The 17,348-nt window shown below is 63.0% G+C and carries 14 protein-coding genes and 3 pseudogenes; 6 read left to right on the top strand and 11 right to left on the bottom strand.

What is annotated here, in order from left to right; all coding sequences use genetic code 11:
- Positions 1–193 precede the first annotated feature (193 nt).
- A complete protein-coding gene (locus AB8Z38_RS36095) occupies positions 194–1,003 on the top strand; it encodes an extracellular solute-binding protein (protein ID WP_369722292.1) in 810 nt (269 codons plus the stop codon).
- On the opposite strand, the gene AB8Z38_RS36100 is transcribed toward AB8Z38_RS36095, so the two are convergent.
- Entirely contained in the window at positions 977–1,675 is a 699-nt protein-coding gene (locus tag AB8Z38_RS36100; RefSeq protein ID WP_369726695.1) for an ABC transporter permease, read from the bottom strand. The two genes, AB8Z38_RS36095 and AB8Z38_RS36100, sit on opposite strands and share 27 nt — an antisense overlap.
- A gap of 419 nt (positions 1,676–2,094) precedes the next feature.
- Here AB8Z38_RS36100 and AB8Z38_RS36105 point away from each other — a divergent pair, with 419 nt between their 5' ends.
- On the top strand, positions 2,095–2,946 hold the full coding sequence (locus AB8Z38_RS36105; protein WP_369722294.1) for a 3-hydroxybutyryl-CoA dehydrogenase: 852 nt from the start codon (positions 2,095–2,097) through the stop codon (positions 2,944–2,946).
- Between the two features lie 137 nt (positions 2,947–3,083).
- Positions 3,084–3,548, top strand: a complete 465-nt coding sequence (locus AB8Z38_RS36110) for a group III truncated hemoglobin (protein ID WP_369722295.1) — start codon at positions 3,084–3,086, stop codon at positions 3,546–3,548.
- 51 nt (positions 3,549–3,599) lie between these two features.
- Here the strand turns inward: AB8Z38_RS36110 and AB8Z38_RS36115 are convergent, their stop codons facing one another.
- Positions 3,600–3,860: a hypothetical protein gene (locus AB8Z38_RS36115; RefSeq protein ID WP_369726807.1), complete on the bottom strand. Its 261-nt coding sequence runs from the start codon at positions 3,858–3,860 to the stop codon at positions 3,600–3,602.
- Here AB8Z38_RS36115 and AB8Z38_RS36120 point away from each other — a divergent pair.
- Entirely contained in the window at positions 3,811–4,470 is a 660-nt protein-coding gene (locus AB8Z38_RS36120) for a ubiquinol-cytochrome c reductase iron-sulfur subunit (RefSeq protein ID WP_369722296.1), read from the top strand. The genes AB8Z38_RS36115 and AB8Z38_RS36120 overlap by 50 nt on opposite strands.
- A gap of 106 nt (positions 4,471–4,576) precedes the next feature.
- Positions 4,577–6,304, top strand: a complete 1,728-nt coding sequence (locus tag AB8Z38_RS36125; protein ID WP_369722297.1) for a methanol/ethanol family PQQ-dependent dehydrogenase — start codon at positions 4,577–4,579, stop codon at positions 6,302–6,304.
- Between the two features lie 223 nt (positions 6,305–6,527).
- Here AB8Z38_RS36125 and AB8Z38_RS36130 read toward each other — a convergent pair whose 3' ends face one another.
- The 7 genes and pseudogenes from AB8Z38_RS36130 to xoxF5 form a co-directional block, all read right to left on the bottom strand.
- On the bottom strand, positions 6,528–6,788 hold the full coding sequence (locus AB8Z38_RS36130) for a hypothetical protein (protein ID WP_369722298.1): 261 nt from the start codon (positions 6,786–6,788) through the stop codon (positions 6,528–6,530).
- Between the two features lie 56 nt (positions 6,789–6,844).
- Positions 6,845–9,157 (bottom strand): molybdopterin cofactor-binding domain-containing protein, encoded by a 2,313-nt coding sequence (locus AB8Z38_RS36135; protein WP_369722299.1) that lies wholly within the window; start codon positions 9,155–9,157, stop codon positions 6,845–6,847.
- 1 nt (position 9,158) lies between these two features.
- Positions 9,159–9,611 (bottom strand): (2Fe-2S)-binding protein, encoded by a 453-nt coding sequence (locus AB8Z38_RS36140; protein ID WP_369726696.1) that lies wholly within the window; start codon positions 9,609–9,611, stop codon positions 9,159–9,161.
- Between the two features lie 655 nt (positions 9,612–10,266).
- Positions 10,267–10,829 (bottom strand): annotated as a pseudogene (gene gfa / locus AB8Z38_RS36145) (S-(hydroxymethyl)glutathione synthase).
- Positions 10,830–10,862: 33 nt separating this feature from the next.
- Positions 10,863–11,972 (bottom strand): S-(hydroxymethyl)glutathione dehydrogenase/class III alcohol dehydrogenase, encoded by a 1,110-nt coding sequence (locus tag AB8Z38_RS36150; protein ID WP_369722301.1) that lies wholly within the window; start codon positions 11,970–11,972, stop codon positions 10,863–10,865.
- A gap of 59 nt (positions 11,973–12,031) precedes the next feature.
- A pseudogene (locus tag AB8Z38_RS36155) lies at positions 12,032–12,522 on the bottom strand (c-type cytochrome, methanol metabolism-related).
- A gap of 110 nt (positions 12,523–12,632) precedes the next feature.
- A pseudogene (xoxF5, locus tag AB8Z38_RS36160) lies at positions 12,633–14,436 on the bottom strand (lanthanide-dependent methanol dehydrogenase XoxF5).
- Positions 14,437–14,954: 518 nt separating this feature from the next.
- On the opposite strand from xoxF5, the gene AB8Z38_RS36165 reads away from it, so the two are divergent.
- Positions 14,955–15,923 carry a helix-turn-helix domain-containing protein gene (locus AB8Z38_RS36165; protein ID WP_369722302.1) on the top strand — a complete coding sequence of 323 codons (969 nt, stop codon included), beginning with the start codon at positions 14,955–14,957 and terminating at the stop codon, positions 15,921–15,923.
- A 142-nt stretch (positions 15,924–16,065) separates the two neighbouring features.
- Here AB8Z38_RS36165 and AB8Z38_RS36170 read toward each other — a convergent pair whose 3' ends face one another.
- Together AB8Z38_RS36170 and AB8Z38_RS36175 are read right to left on the bottom strand one after the other, a co-directional pair.
- On the bottom strand, positions 16,066–16,992 hold the full coding sequence (locus AB8Z38_RS36170) for a transporter substrate-binding domain-containing protein (protein ID WP_369722303.1): 927 nt from the start codon (positions 16,990–16,992) through the stop codon (positions 16,066–16,068).
- Positions 16,989–17,336, bottom strand: coding sequence for a cytochrome c (locus tag AB8Z38_RS36175; RefSeq protein ID WP_369722304.1), 348 nt, complete (start codon positions 17,334–17,336; stop codon positions 16,989–16,991). Before AB8Z38_RS36175 ends, AB8Z38_RS36170 begins: the two co-directional genes overlap by 4 nt.
- Between the last annotated feature and the right edge of the window lie 12 nt (positions 17,337–17,348).

The raw sequence follows: 17,348 nt of genomic DNA on the forward strand, positions 1-17,348 counted from the left end.
CAGAACATCCACGCATCCACAGCGTGCGAGAGAAAACGAAAGCGACGTCGCGCGTGCGCCCGCGATGTAACGTTTCGGCATGCTCTCGCGGGTTCAAAAGCCGTGGGGTAAGCGTGAGCAGCGACTCGGGGTTTTCGGAATCTGTCCCGCAGAGTAATCTCGATCGCCAATTGTCCGCATTGGGAACGATCGCATGAGAAAAATTGCCGCCATCGGAATGGCTCTGCTCTGGTCCACTGTCGCCTTTGCGCAGGATCGCACCATTACCGTGGCTTCGACGACGTCGACGGAGCAGTCCGGCCTGTTTGGCTATCTGCTGCCCCTGTTCTCGAAGGCCGAGGGTATCAACGTGAGGGTCGTGGCCGTCGGCACCGGCCAGGCGCTGGACATCGGCCGGCGCGGCGATGCCGACGTGGTGTTTGTTCATGACAGGCCTGCGGAAGACAGGTTCATGTCCGAAGGACAGGGCGTGAAGCGCTTCGACGTCATGTACAACGATTTCATCATTGTCGGGCCGCGGAGCGATCCCGCGCGGATCGCCGGCGGCAAGGACGTAGCCGAGGCGCTGCGCAAGATCGCGGCTGCGAAAGTGCCTTTCATCTCGCGGGGCGACAAGTCCGGCACGCATGCGGCGGAGCTGAGGCTGTGGAAGGAGGCAGGCGTCGAGGTCGCCGGCGGCAAGGACAGCTGGTACCGCGAGATCGGCCAGGGCATGGGACCGGCGCTGAACATGGCCTCGTCGTCGAACGCTTACCTTCTGTCGGACCGCGGCACATGGCTGTCGTTCAAGAACCGCGGCGAGCTCGCGGTCTTGACCGAGGGCGACAAGCGGCTCTTCAATCAATACGGCGTCATGCTGGTAAATCCGGAAAAACATCCGAACGTGAAAGCGCAGGATGGGCAGGCGTTCATCGACTGGCTGGTTTCGCCGAAGGGGCAGGAAGCGATCGCCGGCTACAGGGTCGGCGGCGAGCAGCTATTTTTCCCCAACGCGTCCCACTAGCAGGAAGGCGACGGTCGACACTGCGACGCTGAGCGCAAGCAGGATCAGTCCCAATCCGAGCGCGAGCGGCAGATCTCCCTTGCTGGTTTCGAGCGCGATGGCGGTTGTCATGGTGCGGGTGAAGCCACGGATGTTGCCGCCGACGACGATGATGGCGCCGACCTCCGCGATCGCGCGTCCGAAGGCTGCGAGAAAGGCCGTCAGCAGCGACGTCCGGCCGAGCGCAAACAGCAAGCCGATGCTGCGCATCGTCGACAGACCGTCGATCCGCGCCAGATCGCCATATTCGGCCCATAGCAAGCTCGCCGGCCTGTGCACCAGCGCCACCACGATCGGCGTAGCGAGCAACGTTTGCGCGATCACCATGGCGGTCGGCGTGAACAGCAATCCGGCAGCCCCAAGCGGGCCGGACCGCGACAGCACAAGATAGAGCCCCAGTCCGACCACGACCGGTGGAAGTCCGAGCAGCGCATTGGTCAGCACGACGATCACCTGCCGTCCGCGGAAGCGAACGATCGCAAGAAACGCCCCGAACGGCGCGCCGATGATCAGCGCAATGATACTGGCGGCGAGGCTGACGCGCACCGACAGCGCGACGATCCCGAGCAGCTCGGCATCGGCTTCGCCGATCAGGGTAAAAGCAGCGCCAACGGCTCGCGTGAAATCGCTCATCCGGCCCGGCGCTTCCGAGTCGGACATGAGACGTCCGGACAGTTGATATCGAGGCTCCGAAGCCGCTTCACGGATTGTCCCTTGCGACTCTCGTCGACGTTCACAGAATACCCGGCAGCGTCGGTTTGGGCACTCGATTCGTTCGGAAGCAGACGGCCACTGCCGTGCTGCGTCCATCGAAGTTCGGTTTATCGGATTCGGTGGTCGCGGCCGAGTGGCGCAGAGGAGGGGTCAACCGCGAGCTACAAAGGCCAAATCATGCCTTTTCCGATCAACAGGCGGCTTTATTCCCGCCACCGATGGGTTAAGGAAGGGCCTAGCGGACGCGGACACGATCGCAGGCGGCGTGCCGGTCGAAACAAGGTCAAACCGGGCCCGGCTCCTGCGGGGCTGTGCCCGATAGAGGAGAAGGACAGGTTATGATCCAAAACGTTGGTATCATCGGGGCAGGGACCATGGGCAACGGCATCGCCCAGATCTGTGCCGCGGCCGGGCTCTCGGTGGTGATGGTCGACATCTCCGATGCGGCGGTGAGCCGTGGTGTCGCCACCGTCGGCGGCAGCCTCGAGCGCCTGGTCAAGAAGGAGAAGATGTCGCCGGCCGATCGCGACGCCACGCTCAAGCGCATCACCGGCACGACCGATCGCGCCAAGCTTGTCGACTGCGATCTCGTCATCGAGGCTGCGACCGAGAACGAGGAGCTCAAGGTCAAGATCCTGAAGGACCTCTGCGCGACGCTGTCGCCGCGCACGCTGCTTGCGACCAACACCTCGTCGATCTCGATCACCAAGCTTGCCGCCGCGACCGATCGCCCCGACCGCTTCATCGGCATGCATTTCTTCAATCCGGTCCCCGTGATGGCGCTGCTGGAACTCATCCGCGGCTTGCAGACCTCGGACGACACTCACGCCAAGGCGCTCGATTTCGCCAAGCGCGTCGGCAAGGTGGCGATCACGGCCAAGAACAGCCCGGGCTTCGCGGTCAACCGCATTCTTTGCCCGATGATCAACGAGGCGATCTTCGCGCTTCAGGAAGGGATCGCGACGGCGGAAGAGATCGACGCCGGCATGAAGCTCGGCTGCAACCATCCGATCGGGCCGTTGGCGCTTGCCGATCTCGTCGGCCTCGACACCATGCTTTCGGTGATGGAGGTCTTTTATAAAGGCTTCAACGACCCCAAATACCGTCCAGCGCCCTTGCTCAAGGAAATGGTCGATGCCGGTTATCTCGGTCGCAAGACCGGGCAGGGCTTTTATACCTACAGCGCCTGATCATGGCGCCGGCGGCGGGCATCGAACGCCCGCCGCTTGTCCCGCAAATTTGCGCTGCGACAAAGACGTCGGGCGCGATTGTCCCGACAACGTGGCGCGGGCGGCCTGCGGGAACAATTGAACGGATAGAAAACGACATGTCGGATCGATTGAAAGCCGAGCGGCAAGCTGCGGCCGAGCGGCGGAACCTGCTGGTCCAGGACGCGATCGAGCGTACCGGGATCACGGAAGAGATGATCGGGGAGCTCGTCACCCGCTTCTACGGACGCGTGCGCGAGGATGCTTTGCTGGGGCCGGTGTTTGCCATCGTGCAAGATTGGGACGAGCATCTCGGCAAGCTCAAGAACTTCTGGTCCTCGGTCGTGCTGATGACCGGCCGGTATCAGGGTTCGCCGATGCGCGCGCACATGCCGCTGAGCCTCGTGGGCGATCATTTCGACCGCTGGCTCGACCTGTTCGAGCAGACCGCGCGCGAAGTCTGTCCCCCGCCGGCGGCTGCGTTGTTCATCGACAAGGCACGGCGCATCGCCGATAGTTTTGAAATGGCATCGGCAACGATGGCGGGCCGCATCGCCTCGCCGCGTCACGTGCTCCGCTCGTAAACTGCAAATGCCTGCCACAGAAACGTGCAGCCGCGTTGATGTTGGCAGACATCACGGCGCACGTTGGCGCGTTGCACCAATTCCAACATCATCGGTCTGATCTGCAAAATCATCATGCCGGTCGCGTGGCATGACGTTGCAATTGCAAAAGCGCGCTTGAATGCGCGAATTCGTATTCAATCCCCGCGAGCAAATCACATTGACGCACTGCGGTGCGAAATCTCCGCCTTTTTTCGGCAGAGTTCCAGCGCCTGCTAGATGCATGTCGAATTCATCATTCAACATCGCCTCAACAACATCATCGTCGGACACCACGCCGGAACCTGACGTGGATGCGTCTGCGGAACAAACGCGTCGAACGCTCCTGCTTGGTGCGCTCGCCAGCTCCGTCTGCCTCGGATGTTCGACGCAGGTGCGCGCCGGCGAGGACGCCCCCGGCTCGGACGAGCGGCCGCAGAAGGGCGACCTGCTCGTCTTCTCCGAAGGCGATCAGGAAGGCAAGCCAGTCAGCGCCGCCGACCTGCCGACCGGCGGTCCGCCGGTGCACGCCTGGCCGAAGGATCCGAAGACATCGGTCGTGCGTAGCGGATCGCGGCTGAACGAGATCCTGATCATCCGGCTAGACCCCGCCGAGCTCGACGAGCAGACCCGCGCCCGCGCCGTCGACGGCATCATCGCCTATTCGGCGATCTGTTCCCATGCCGGCTGTCCCGTCACTGCCTGGGTCAAGAGCGATGTCGGCGACAAGGAGGTGTTCAAATGCATGTGCCACAACTCCGAATACGACCCCCGCGCGGGCGCGCAGGTCGTGTTCGGGCCGGCGCCGCGACGGCTGGCCGCACTGCCGCTGGCGCTCGCTGACGGCTCGCTCAGCGTTGCCGGCAATTTCGTCGGAAAGGTAGGTGCCCAGCAGCAGGGATAACGACCGCGGGTCGCGCCCGCGTCACGACGGGACGTCCGCGCGTTGCGCGGGTGACGAGACAACGAAAAAGAATTCACAAACGAATTCATCAAAAGGGGATACGTCCATGACCAGGAAGCAATGGTTACTGTCCGGCTTCGTCGCCTTCACCTGCATCGCCTCGACCGCCGCTGTTGCGGGCCCGATCGAGAGCTATTCTCCGGTGACCGCGCAGCGCCTGGAGAATCCGGAACCCGGCAACTGGATGCTCTACCGCCGCACCTATGACGGGCAGGGCTACAGCCCGCTCGACCAGATCAACACCACCAACGTCAAGGATCTCACGCCGGTCTGGACGTTCGCCACCGGGGTCGTCGAAGGCCACGAGGCGCCGCCGATCGTCAATAACGGCGTGATGTTCGTGGCGACCCCGATGGGGCAGGTGATCGCGCTGAACGCGAAAACCGGTGACGAATATTGGCGCTACAAGCGGCAGCTCCCGGACGACCTTTTTCAGTTGCATCCGACCAGCCGCGGTGTCGGCCTGTGGGAGGACAAGCTCTACCTCGCCACCACTGACGACCATGTCGTCGCGCTCGATGCCAAGACCGGCAAGGTGGTGTGGGACACCAAGGTGCAGGACTACAAGAAGGGCCAGTACATGACCCTGATGCCGCTCGTCGTCGATGGCAAGGTCATCGTCGGCGGTTCCGGAGGCGAGTTCGGCGTGCGCGGTTATGTTGCCTCCTACGATGCCAACGACGGTAAGGAATTGTGGCGGACCTTCACCATCCCCGGCGAGGGCGAGCCCGGTCACGATACCTGGCAGGGCGAGGACTGGAAGAATGGCGGCGGCTCGGCCTGGATGACCGGCACCTACGACAAGGATACCAAGACGATCTATTGGGGCGTCGGCAACGCCGCGCCGTGGCCCGGCGAAATGCACCCCGGCGATAATCTCTATACCTCCTCGGTGCTCGCGCTCGACCCAGGCAACGGCAAGATCAAGACCTATCACCAGTACCACCAGAACGATTCCTGGGACTGGGACGAGGTCGACGCACCGATGCTGGTGGATTTGCAACGCGATGGCCGCAGCATCAAGAGTCTGATCCACCCCGGACGCGATGCGATCTTCTGGATTCTCGAACGCACGCCGACCAAGATCAATTACATCGCCGGCTGGCCGTTCGTGTCGACTGACGTCTGGAAGGGTATCGACGCCGAGAGCGGCAAGCCGATCCTCGATCCCGCACACAAGCCGGTGGTCGGCAAGCGCGTCGAATTCTGTCCGTCACTGTGGGGCGGCAAGGACTGGCCGTCGGCGGCCTATAGCCAGAAGACAGGTCTCGTCTATGTGCCCGCGAACGAGAACTTCTGTGGCGGCTTCACCGGTGAGAAGATTCCGCTCAAGCCCGGCGAACTCTGGCTCGGCACCAAGCCGGAGGATATCGGGCTGAAGACCAAGCCGGGCGCCGACCATTTCGGCGAGCTCCAGGCCTGGGATCCCGCGACGGGCAAAAAGGTGTGGCAGCACAACTTCCCGAAGTCGCAGCTGTTCGGCTCGGTGACGGCGACCGCGGGCGATCTCATCTTCGCCGGCGGCACCAACGATCGCAACTTCCGCGCCTTCAACGCCAAGACAGGCGAAGTGTTGTGGGAGCAGAAGACCAACTCCGGCATCATGGGCATGCCGGTCTCTTATGAGATCGACGGCACGCAATACATCGCGATCCAGTCCGGCTGGGGCGTGGACGCGCAGCGTATCCAGGACGCGCTCGCGACCAACAATATCGGGATCGAGTCCAACGTGCCGCAAGGCGGCGTGGTCTGGGTGTTCGCGCTGAAGAAATAAGCTCCGCGGCGGATCGAAAAAGGCGGAGCGGGGGCGAGCAAATGCGGCGGACGGCAACGTCCGCCGCATTTTTGCGTGTGCCTCGTCATAAGTTCGACGCTCGCGCCACGAACTCGTCATGCCCGGGTTTATCCCGGGCATCCACGTTCTTTGCACCCGTGCAGATCGTGGATGCCCGGGATAAACCCGGGCATGACGAAATCGGGACCTGAGCGCGCCAGATCTATTTGCCCTCGCGTTCGACCTTGTCTCTCGCCTTCTGGTTCATCTCGCGAACCTTCGGATCCGGACTGGTCTGCCCCGTCGTCTGCGTCGTCGAGGCAGGCGGAGCGTTGGCGTTGGGGAGCGAGTTCTGGTCTGGTGCTGCGGGGCGCGTCGCCGTGGTCGGCGGGGTCGCGCTGCCTTGTGCGTACGCGCTCGCGACGGCAAAGGAGAAGGCGCCCGACAGCACCAAGACCGCGAGCGCCTTTGAGATGTTGGTCATCGATCTGCTCCTGTGAGATCGATGGAAACGGCGCGACGCCGCTTAATGTTCCCGCCTCATGCCTCCAATTGCTTCCCGATCGGAAGCGCGCGGATGCGCTTTCCGGTCGCCGCGAAGATCGCATTCATCAGCGCAGGCGCGAACGGCGGCACGCCGGGCTCGCCGACGCCGCTGGGCGGCGTGTCGGGTCCGGGCGGGACGATGTAGACGTTGGTCACCAGCGGCGATTCATCGATCCTGATGACCTGGAAGTCGTCAAAGTTCTTCTGCTCCACCTTGCCGTCCTTGAAGGTGACCGCGCCGTATTTGGCGAGGCTCAGCCCCATGATCGCCGCGCCTTCGATCTGGGAGGTGATGCGCTCGGGATTGACATAGGTGCCGCAATCAATCGCGGTATCAACCCGCGGCACTGTCAGCTTGCCCTTGTCGTCGACAGCGACCTCGACGATGGTGGCGATGTAGCTGACGAAGCTGCGGTGCACGGCGATGCCGAGGCCGTGACCCTTGGGCACCTGACGTCCCCATTCGCCCTTATCGGCGACCAGCTCGACCACCTTGCGCAGGCGCGCGGTGTCGATCGGATAGCTGTCATAGGGCTCGCCATAGTTCCAGAGGTCCTTCACCGCCGGCTTGACGATGCGCGGACTTCCGATCAGCGCGAGCAGCGTCTCCTTCTGGTCGCGCCCGGTCGCTTGCGCGATCTCGCCGACCATCGATTGCACGGCGAACGCGCGCGGGATATTGGAGACCGAGCGGAACCAGCCGATACGGGTGTGCGCGGCCGCTTCCGGGTTCTCGCAAGAGACATTGGCGATCTCGAACGGCATGTCGACGAGGCCCATGCCGAGTTCGAAAGACGCCTGATGCACCGTTCCGGCCGCAAACGTCGAGGCGATGCTGGGCGCCACGCTGCGGTGGCGCCAGGCAATCACCTTGCCGTCCTTGTCCAGACCCGCCTCGATCCGCTCGACCGAGACGGTGTGCAGGAAGTCGTGATGGAGGTCGTCCTCACGTGTCCATTGCACCTTGACGGGGACGCCGAGTTCCTTGGACAGGAGCGCGGCTTCTAGCGCGAAGTCGCATTTCGACTTGCGGCCGAAGCCGCCGCCGAGCAGCGTGACGTTGACCGTGACGTTCTGCTCGGGAATGCCGAGCGTCTTGGCGACGTCCTCGCGGGTGCCGCCCGGGCTCTGCACCGGCGCCCATATCTCGGCCTTGTCGCCTTTGACATCGGCGACCGCCACCGGCGGCTCCATGCTGACATGGGCGAGATGGGGGATGTAGTACTCGCCGACGATCACCTTGTCGGCGCTCTTCAGGGCGGCATCCGCATCGCCCTCCTTGCGCACGACGAGACCCGGTTTGCGCGAGGCCTCTTCGAGCTCCTTCCGGTAGGCCACCGAGTCATATTTGCCGTTCGCCCCATCGTCCCAAACGAGCTTCAGGGCATCGCGGCCCTTGATCGCCGCACCGGTATTGCGTGCAATCACGGCGACGCCGCCAAGCGGCTGGAATTTCGACGGCCAGGGCCAGCCGCGCACTTCCATCACCTTCTCGACCCCGGAGACCTTCATCGCCTCAGCCGGATCGAACGAGACCAGTTTACCGCCGGTGACCGGCGGCCGCGCGATCACGGCGTATTTCATGCCGGGCAGGCGCACGTCGGCGCCGTAGCCTGCCTTGCCGGTGGTGATGTCGTGGAGATCGACGATGCCGATCTGGCCCTTGGTCAGGTAGCGGAAGTCCTTGGGGTCCTTCAGCTTGAGACCTTCGATGCTCGGCACCGATTCCTTGGCCGCGTCCGCGGCGAGCTCGCCGAAGCCGAGCTTGCGCCCGCTGGCGCTGTGGACCACCTCGTGGCTGACGGCCTTGACCTCGGTTGCCGGCACGGCCCAGCGCTTGGCTGCGGCCTGTTCCAGCATCGTGCGGGCAGATGCGCCGATCTGGCGCATCGGGATCAGATAGTGCCGCGTGCTGCGGGAGCCGTCGGTGTCCTGGTTGCCGAACTTGACTTCGTCGCCATGGGCCTGCTGGACCTTCACCTTCGACCAGTCAGCTTCCATCTCCTCGGCCACGATCAGCGGCAGGCTGGTGCGCACGCCGGTGCCCATCTCGGCGCGGTGTGCGACGATGGTGACGGTACCGTCGGGCGCGACCGCGACGAACACGCGCGGATCGACCACGACGCCATGAGGCATCTTTCCGGCGCCGGTCTCATAGGCAAAGGCCTGGCGCGACATCACGGGCGCGGCGAGCACGAAGCCGCCGGTGATGCCGAGCCCTTTCAGGATACTGCGGCGCGAGATTTTCTCGACCTTGACGTGCTTTTCGAAGCCGCGAAGCTTCCGGGGATTGTCGATGAAATTCATGTCACACTCCCGTCGATGCGAGATGGACTGCGTTCTCGATGCGTTGGTAGCAGCCACAGCGGCAGATATTGCCGGACATCGTCTCGCGAATCTGGTCGTGCGACGGCTTTGGATTGTCCATCAACAATGCCGCCGCCTGCATGATCTGTCCGGCCTGGCAGAAGCCGCATTGCGGGACGTTGACCTGACGCCAGGCCTTCTGGACCGGATGATCGCCGGTCGGATGCAGCCCCTCGATCGTGGTGACCTCGCGTCCGGCGACGTCATTGATCGATGTGATGCAGGAGCGCACGGCTTCCTTGTCGACGATGACCGTGCAGGCGCCGCACAGGGCCTGGCCACAGCCGAACTTGGTGCCGGTCAGCCCGGCCTCGTCACGCAGGAACCAGAGTAGCGGGAGGTCCGGGTCGCCATCCCAGCTCTGTTCCTGGCCGTTGATCTTCACCTTGATCATGATCGTCCCTCGCTCTTCATAAGCTTTGCCGATTTTGGAATAGCCGACCTCGGTCGGCGCCATGGTCCCTGCATCATCGCAACCGCGTCCGAGCCCGTTATCCCGCGCGGGCAAATCCCGGCAGGGGGCATGAAGGGTGATCGCGATGTTCGGATGTGCTCGATACCTCCCGTGTTGTTCTTAATTGATTGAACTTCGCGCGGCATCGTCACGGCGCGACCGTAGCAGAGATCGGGCCACCCCGGCATTCACAGCCGGTTGTCCTTGACGTGAACAGATTGCATCCGGGGTTTGTCAAAAGCAGGGCGCGGCAACACGTCACGCGTCCTGTGCGACTACAAAATTGTAATCGAGGTGAAAAAGCTTCGTCCGGCAGAGTGACTGCACGGACGAAGCAGGATGCCTCAGTCGAGGGAGGGAGAATCGCAGGACCCGCGGACTTCAAGGACAAAGTTCAGGGCATTGCGACGTCATTGAGAGACCAGGACTGAGACCCGAAGGCCCGCGAGCCAAGCACCACCACACGCAAAATGCAGTGGCGGCGACATCGCCGCGATCAACCGCCCGCGGTCATCTGCGCGATACGCTCGTCCGCTCGCCGGCGGTGGTCACTACCGGCGAGCTGATGGGGCCTAGCGGAGTCTGGCGGCCTTGTTCAGGCGGCTTTGGCTTTCGCTACGTGGGTCGCGATCGCGTCCATCAGCGCCGGCGACAGGCAATCATAGGGCTCGAGCCCGATCTCCTTCAGGCGGGAACGGATGCCGGCCATCTGCTCCGGCTTCACGCCCGATTCGATCACCGACGAGACGAAGGCGGCGAATTGTGGTGCCTGGGAGCCCTGCTCCTGGAACAGCTCCGGATGGATGAAGTCGAGCCCGTAGAACGGATGATTCTTGTTCTCGATCCGGCCATACAGTGTGTGCCGCAGGCCTTGCAGGCGTGACGCTGGATCGCCGCGGAAGCATCGACGATCTGGAGCTTGTCGCCGTTCTCGAGCACGGTGACGTTCTGGCGCGGCACCACCGCGACGACAGAGAAATTCGCGCCCTGCGGCTTCCAGCACTTGGTGCAGCCGCAGGCGTGATTGTGGGCGACGTCGCCCTTGACGGCGACCTTGACCGGGCGGTCGCTGCATTTGCAGACCAGCGTGCCGCCGGCAAAGTGGCCGGTGCCTTGCTTGATGCCGTTGTCGATCGAGGGGTGGAGTGCAACAGTCATGGGTCGATCCTCCTTGGGTGTGACGCTTGCGAGCTAGAACACGACGACAGAACGGATAGACTTACCCTCGTGCATCAGGTCGAAGCCCTTGTTGATGTCTTCGAGCTTGAGCGTGTGGGTAATCATCGGATCGATCTGGATCTTTCCGTTCATGTACCAGTCGACGATCTTCGGCACGTCGGTGCGGCCGCGCGCACCGCCGAAGGCAGTTCCGCGCCAGTTGCGGCCGGTAACGAGCTGGAACGGACGGGTGGCGATCTCCTTGCCGGATTCCGCAACGCCGATGATGATCGAGGTGCCCCAGCCGCGATGACAGGCTTCCAACGCCTGGCGCATCACATTGGTGTTGCCGGTGCAGTCGAACGTGTAGTCGGCGCCGCCATCGGTAAGGTTGACGAGATGCGGAACGATGTCGCCGGTGATCTTCTTGGGATTGACGAAAGCCGTCATGCCGAACCTTCGGCCCCATTCCTCCTTGGAGTCGTTGATGTCGACGCCGATGATCTTGTCGGCGCCGGCCATCTTGGCGCCCTGGATGACATTGAGCCCGATGCCGCCGAGGCCGAACACGATGACGTTGGAGCCCGGCTCGACCTTCGCGGTGTTGACCACGGCGCCGACGCCGGTGGTGACGCCGCAGCCGATGTAGCAGCTCTTGTCGAAGGGCGCGTCCTCGCGGATCTTCGCCACCGCGATCTCCGGCAGCACCGTGAAGTTCGAGAAGGTCGAGCAGCCCATATAATGGTAGACCGGCTTGCCGTTGTAGGAGAAGCGGCTGGTGCCGTCGGGCATCACGCCCTTGCCTTGCGTCGCGCGGATCGCGGTGCAGAGATTGGTCTTCCGGCTCAGGCAGCTTTTGCACTGCCGGCATTCCGGCGTGTAGAGCGGAATGACGTGATCGCCCGGCTTCACCGAGGTCACGCCGGCGCCGATCTCACGGATGATGCCGGCGCCCTCGTGGCCCAAGATCGACGGGAAGATTCCCTCGCTGTCGAAGCCGTCGAGCGTGTAGGCATCGGTATGGCAGATGCCGGTCGCCTTGATCTCGACCAGGACTTCGCCGGCCTTCGGTCCTTCCAGATCGACTTCGACGATCTCGAGCGGCTTCTTGGCTTCGAAAGCGACGGCGGCACGTGTCTTCATCGTAAACTCCTCAAATTCTCCTGGACGCCAGACTTAAGTCTCGGCCGGACCCCAAACGTTCACTTCCTGCCCATGCACGATCTTCGTTCTTGGTATAGGCGTCGTTCTTGTCGTCATGCTTGCCGGGACGGGCGCGACCCCAGGCCTCGTTGGAGCGGGCGCGCAGGTAGATGTAGAGATCGTCCATGTAGCAAGCGACGTTCGGATTATCGCCGAAAGCCGGCATCACGTTCTCCTGCGCGGTCGAGATGTTCTTGCGACCGGAGGCTACGACGCCGAGGAAATCGGCGTAGTTCATGGTCTTGAGCGAATCCTTCAGCGCCGGCGCATAGGTTGAGCCCATTCCGTCGGGGCCATGGCAGACATGGCAGTCCGAGTGATAGCGGCGATATCCGGAATAGGTGTACCAGTCCACTGTGCCATCGGCCGAGATCTTGTAAGTCGGGTTACCCTCCTTATCGAGCCATTCCCCGGTTTCGTTCTGCTTGACGGCGGTCGGGTCACCCGACCCGTCCGCGATGGCAATTCCTCCGGACGCAACGAAGAACATCGCGGCAATGACAGAGCAGAATTTGCGCAAGAGATTTTCCTCGTGGCGTTCGGTGGAGACGAGCCGGCGCGTGGAGTTGATCCACGCGCCGGAGCGATACGGAGTTGAGGTTAGTTGGTCGGCAGCGAGAACACGGTCAGCGTGCCGCCGAGCGCCGTGTAGTTGCTGAGCGCCGCATAACCACCGACTGCGCCAAGGCCCGCGGTCGGATCGGTCAGGCCCGCTGCCAAACCGATGCCGGCCCAGCCGCCCACGCCGGAGAGCACCGCGACGTACTGCTTGCCGCCGTTCTCATAGGTGGTGACGTTGCCGATGATCCCGGAAGGTCTTGAACTTGTAGAGCTCCTTGCCGGTCTTGGCGTCGACCGCCTTCAGGTAGCCTTCGAGCGTGCCGTAGAACACCACGCCGCCGGCGGTTGCGAGCGCACCCGACCAGACCGAGAACTGCTCCTTGTTCGACCACACGATCTTGCCGGTCTTGCCGTCCCAGGCGATGAAGTTACCCATATTGGTATCGCCCTGCGGCGGATACATCGAGAGCGTCGCGCCTACATAGGGCTGACCCGCGGTGTAGCTTACCTTGAACGGTTCGTAGTCCATGCAGACGTGGTTGGTCGGGACGTAGAACAGCTGCGTGTCCGGCGAGTAGGCTGCCGGCTGCTCGTCCTTGGTGCCGAGCGCGGCCGGGCAGATGCCCTTCACGTTGTGGTCCTCGCCCGCCTTGTCGGTCGAAGCGGCGTCGAGCACCTTCGGACGGCCGTAGGTGGCCGAGTTCTTGTCCATGTCGACGCCGGAGGTCCAGTTCACCTTCGGATCGTACTTCTCGGCGACCAGCAATTCGCCGGTGGCGCGATCGAGCGTATAGCCGAGGCCGTTACGATCGAAATGCGTCAACAGCTTGCGCGGCTGGCCGTTGATCTGCTGGTCCGAGAGGATCATCTCGTTGACGCCGTCATAGTCCCATTCGTCATGGGGCGTCATCTGGTAGACCCACTTGGCCACGCCGGTGTCCGGATTGCGCGCCCAGATGGTCATCGACCATTTGTTGTCGCCGGGCCGCTGCTTCGGGTTCCAGGTCGAGGGATTGCCGGACCCGTAGTAGACGAGATTGAGTTCTGGATCGTAGGAGATCCAGCCCCACGTGGCGCCGCCGCCGATCTTCCACTGATCGCCTTGCCAGGTCTTGAGGCTGGAGTCCTTACCGATCGGCTTGCCGAGCGCGGTGGTCTTGTCGTCGACCAGGATCTGGTTGTCCGGGCCTTCCGAATAACCGCGCCAGACCTCCTTGCCGGTCTTGATGTCGTAGGCGGTCATGTGGGCCTGAACGCCGAACTCGCCGCCGGAAATGCCGACCAGCACCTTGTCCTTGATGACCATCGGCGCGGACGTACCTGTCTCGCCCTTGCTGGGATCGCCGTTCTTCGCGGACCAAGCAACCTGACCGGTCTTGGCGTCGAGCGCGACAAGGGTGGTGTCAGCCTGATGCAGGAAGATCTTTCCGTCGCCGTACGACAGGCCGCGGTTGACGGTATCGCAGCACATCACCGGGATGACGTTCGGGTCCTGCTTCGGCTCGTACCTCCAGACGATCTTGTTCTCCTGCGAAAGGTCAATGGCGTAGACCTTGTTCGGGAACGGTGTGTGGACGTACATCATGTTGCCGACGATCAGCGGGCCACCCTCATGGCCGCGCAGCACGCCGGTCGAGAAGGTCCAGGCCACCTGCAGCTTGCCGACATTTTGTGCATTGATCTGATTCAGCTTGGAATAGCGGGTATTGGCATAGTCGCCCGTCGGCATCACCCAGTCTTTCGGGTTCTGCGACATCTTGATCAACTCGTCATTGGCTGACGCGCTTCCGACGGCGAGAGCCGCTGCGGAGCCAAGAAATGTCGCCAGTAGCACCTTGCGCATAGTCGTTCCTCCGTTGGATTTCGTTTTATTGATTCCGAAGCGTTGCTTGATCGCCGGGCTTCTCGTCCAGCGTCTGCTCGTGCAGGGCGGTCTCGATTGGGACCGGAAACGATGCTGGGGTGTTTTCTCCTCCTGATGAGAGCCGCAGGTCCGCGTGCAGGAGCGGCCCGTCTTCTTTTTGTTCCTGCCGCAATTCCTAACGAGTTCGTCGTGGGGAAACTTGCCCAAGAGAGAAGCCGGTTTGCTCGACAGCGCACGGACGCAAAAGATTTTGATTTTGCAGCAGCGAATTCAGCGGCTTCCGCATCGCACCGCGCGCCGCGCCAGCGCTGATGTTCCACTTGACGGCGCGGCGACTAAGGCGGAGGATTAACTTTCAAGGGTGGCAACGGAACGATGGCGCACCGTTTCAAAGACCTCCCAAATTTGAGGTAAACGTCACGCAATCTCGGCTGAGGGCTTCGGCAGCGCTGCTCGCGATTCGTGTCGAACCTCGGATAAAACCAGCGGCTGGATTCATGTCCGACACAATTCACACGCTCTCAACGACCGGAATGACGCCGAAGAGGCAGATCCAGAGCTGGGTCGACGGGTTGACGAGTCTATGCGGCTATTTCGACGTTGATCCGCTGGAGGCGTCCTCGCTCGAAGGCCGCATCGACTACACCTCCGTCTCGCGCCTGAAACTTTGTCAGATCGAGGTGAGCCAGCATCGCATCGCGCACACGCTGGCGCGCGCCAAGGCCAATGAACATCCATACATCAAGATCCACTTCCAGACCTACGGCGTGTCCTATTTCGAGCAGGAAGGCCGCCACATGGAGTTGAACCCGGGCGACATCATCGCGTACGACGTCTCCTGCCCGCATTCGATCATCAGCCCAGCCTTCACGCGCCACGACGTGGTGATCGTTCCGAAGTCACTGCTGCGCGATCGTGGATTCCCATCGCAACGGATGCCGGCCTGCAAGCTGTCGTCACGCACCGGCACGGGTCGGATCGCTCACGATTTCGTTCATGCCACCTTCGACGAGGCGGCAAAACTGTCCGCGAACAGCGCGGTCGGCGTCGCCGATTCGCTCATCGACCTGCTGCTTTTGCCGCTGCGGGAAGCCGACTCGATGTTGGATCGGGTCGGGCCCGAGGCGATGTATGTGCGCGCTCAGTTCTTCATCCGCGAGCACCTGCGCGATCCGGATCTGTGCATCGACGAGATCTCCACCGAACTCGGCTGCTCCAAGCGCTATCTGCACATGCTGTTCTCCGAGCGCGGCACCACGGTGAGCGACTACATTTGGCAGGCACGCTTGCAGAACTGCCGCCAGGAGCTCGAGGCTCACGCAGGCAAGACCATCACCGATGTCGCGTTCTCCTGGGGCTTCTCCAGCTCATCGCATTTCAGCCGCGTGTTCCGGAAGTATTTCGGCGTGGTGCCGTCCTCGATCCACAAGATACAGCACGGCGCGGCGGCCGTCGGCGAGAACTAAACGCAGGGCGGGCAGTTCTCTTCGGGCATCGCCGACGGGCCGGTGAGGCCAGTAGCGCCGTAGCTGCCTATTGCTAACCGCATCGTGCGTCATTGCGAGATGCATGCGTGTGCACGCAGGCTCGGAATGCACCGCGGCCGCTTCAACGCTGGATGATCTGCCTCCAGACATCGCCAAGGATTGCGGGCTCTCGCGGCGGCAGATAGGTGAGGCCGGCCTGTTGGCCGAATGCGGCGATCTTGCCGTCCGCGGCGAGTTTCGTCAGGGCCTTGTTGACGGCGTCGATCAGCGCAGGCTCGCTGGCAAGCCCGACATAGCCGCGATTGGCCCCGATCGGATAGTAATAGTGGGAGGCGGTGATCGCGGTCTCGGGATGCGCGGCGCGGTAAGCGTCGAAGCGGCCGAGGTCGATCAACGTGGCATCATGGTCGCCGCGCTCGAGCGCGCCGAGGAGGTCATCGCGGCCCGGCACTACATGGGTGATGCCGTCGATCAGGCGTCCCTTGTCGAAACTCATCAAGATGGCATCGCCGAGCGACCCGCTCTCGATCGCGAGACGAAGACCGGTGAGATCGCCGATATCGCCGATCTTGCGCCCGCGCGCCTTCGGTCCCAGCACCACCGTCATCGGCGAATAAACATAAGGCTGGCTCGGCGCGAGCACGCCGAGCGCGACGCGGCGGCGCCGGTCGTCGCGCGTCGCGCCGGCGAAATCCGGCAAGCGCGCCGTCTTCACGCCGGGCGCGACCAGCGAATCCGTGGTCAGCGCATAGCCGCCGACGAGCGAGCAGCGACCGTCGGAGAGCAGCGCATTGGCCTCGAGCTGCGGGCTCGAATCCTCGTCCAGCTTGCTCTCGAACCACTGGATCCTGAGCTGCCGTCCCAGCCGATCCGCGATCGCCTGGGCCAGCATCACGTCGAAGCCCGAATCGGGCTTGCCGCGGTGATGCGCTGAGAACGGCGGCCGGTCCTCGTCGAGACAGACGCTCAATGGATCGGCCGCGCCGGCCGTTGTCGCCGGACCGATCAACATCGCCGCGACACTGAGTGCCGCCAGCCTGCCTCTCATGGCTTCCTCCGACTCGAGATGAAGGCCCAGAGCTCGCCGATCTCATCGTCGTTGAGAACGTCACCCCATGGCGGCATCCTGTTGTTCTTGCCGTTCTTCACCGTGGTGACGAAGCGGGTCTTGTCATCGGGGAAGGCGCGCAGGTCCGGCGTGATGGTGCCGGAATTCATCATGTTGGGGCCGTGGCAGTGCGAGCACTTTTCGGCATAGGTCGCCTTGCCGTGGTCGATCTGCATTTGGGCGGGGTTGCCATTTGAGTCATCCGCGGCACGAACGGTCGCCGCAAGCGCGACCGTCAGCGCCGCGACGGCGGCGAAGATCGCCGCCGTCCTGTGAGATACCATTCCCAGCACGTC

Origin of the sequence: Bradyrhizobium sp. LLZ17 (assembly GCF_041200145.1) — a bacterium.
Taxonomy (GTDB): Bacteria; Pseudomonadota; Alphaproteobacteria; order Rhizobiales; family Xanthobacteraceae; genus Bradyrhizobium.

Coding starts and splice junctions, on each gene's coding strand:
- AB8Z38_RS36130 (WP_369722298.1), bottom strand. CDS start 6,788: ATGACCAACATCTCAAAGGCGCTCGCGGTCTTGGTGCTGTCGGGCGCC.
- AB8Z38_RS36175 (WP_369722304.1), bottom strand. CDS start 17,336: ATGGTATCTCACAGGACGGCGGCGATCTTCGCCGCCGTCGCGGCGCTG.
- AB8Z38_RS36095 (WP_369722292.1), top strand. CDS start 194: ATGAGAAAAATTGCCGCCATCGGAATGGCTCTGCTCTGGTCCACTGTC.
- AB8Z38_RS36105 (WP_369722294.1), top strand. CDS start 2,095: ATGATCCAAAACGTTGGTATCATCGGGGCAGGGACCATGGGCAACGGC.
- AB8Z38_RS36170 (WP_369722303.1), bottom strand. CDS start 16,992: ATGAGAGGCAGGCTGGCGGCACTCAGTGTCGCGGCGATGTTGATCGGT.
- AB8Z38_RS36150 (WP_369722301.1), bottom strand. CDS start 11,972: ATGAAGACACGTGCCGCCGTCGCTTTCGAAGCCAAGAAGCCGCTCGAG.
- AB8Z38_RS36100 (WP_369726695.1), bottom strand. CDS start 1,675: ATGAGCGATTTCACGCGAGCCGTTGGCGCTGCTTTTACCCTGATCGGC.
- AB8Z38_RS36135 (WP_369722299.1), bottom strand. CDS start 9,157: ATGAATTTCATCGACAATCCCCGGAAGCTTCGCGGCTTCGAAAAGCAC.
- AB8Z38_RS36140 (WP_369726696.1), bottom strand. CDS start 9,611: ATGATCAAGGTGAAGATCAACGGCCAGGAACAGAGCTGGGATGGCGAC.
- AB8Z38_RS36120 (WP_369722296.1), top strand. CDS start 3,811: ATGTCGAATTCATCATTCAACATCGCCTCAACAACATCATCGTCGGAC.
- AB8Z38_RS36165 (WP_369722302.1), top strand. CDS start 14,955: ATGTCCGACACAATTCACACGCTCTCAACGACCGGAATGACGCCGAAG.
- AB8Z38_RS36125 (WP_369722297.1), top strand. CDS start 4,577: ATGACCAGGAAGCAATGGTTACTGTCCGGCTTCGTCGCCTTCACCTGC.
- AB8Z38_RS36110 (WP_369722295.1), top strand. CDS start 3,084: ATGTCGGATCGATTGAAAGCCGAGCGGCAAGCTGCGGCCGAGCGGCGG.